This window comes from Aphanothece microscopica RSMan92 (assembly GCF_046613545.2).
In the GTDB taxonomy this organism is placed as follows: Bacteria; Cyanobacteriota; Cyanobacteriia; order PCC-6307; family Cyanobiaceae; genus NIES-981.
Genome location: NZ_JBKKKY020000612.1, coordinates 1 through 413 on the forward strand (window position 1 = coordinate 1; position 413 = coordinate 413).

Sequence of the window (413 nt, forward strand, 5' to 3'; positions counted from 1 at the left end):
GTGTCACGGGGGCCACGGGGCATTGGCTCCTCATCAAATGCTACGAGGTGGCCGAGGCATCGGCGGTGCAGCCATTCGCCTATTTCCAGCTCGTCTTTGCAGTGGCCGTGGGCGTCTGGGTGTTTGGCGAAACGCTTGAGGCGCATGTCGTCATCGGCGCGGCCATCGTCGTCGCGGCGGGGCTGTTCACCTTGTGGCGCGAGGCGGTCAAGCGGCGGAAAGCGCGTCCATCTTCGACGCCAGCCTGACGTCCAGGTCGGTCAGGCCGCCCGCGTCATGGGTGGTCAGGACCACGTTGACCGTCTTGTAGACGTTCGACCATTCCGGGTGATGGTTGAGCTTTTCCGCCCAGAGCGCGGCGCGGGACATGAAGCCCCAGGCCTCGACAAAGTTGCGGAAGGTGAAGGTCTTGG

The 413-nt window shown here is 64.4% G+C and carries 2 protein-coding genes; one reads left to right on the forward strand and one right to left on the reverse strand.

Annotation, left to right across the window (positions count from 1 at the left end; all coding sequences use genetic code 11):
- On the forward strand, window positions 1-248 hold a 248-nt coding region (locus ACLD7X_RS19305; protein WP_425625541.1), incomplete at its 5' end, for a hypothetical protein.
- On the opposite strand, the gene ACLD7X_RS19310 is transcribed toward ACLD7X_RS19305, so the two are convergent.
- A partial coding sequence (locus ACLD7X_RS19310; protein ID WP_411425293.1) for a 4a-hydroxytetrahydrobiopterin dehydratase occupies window positions 208-413 on the reverse strand: 206 nt, incomplete at its 5' end. The two genes, ACLD7X_RS19305 and ACLD7X_RS19310, sit on opposite strands and share 41 nt — an antisense overlap.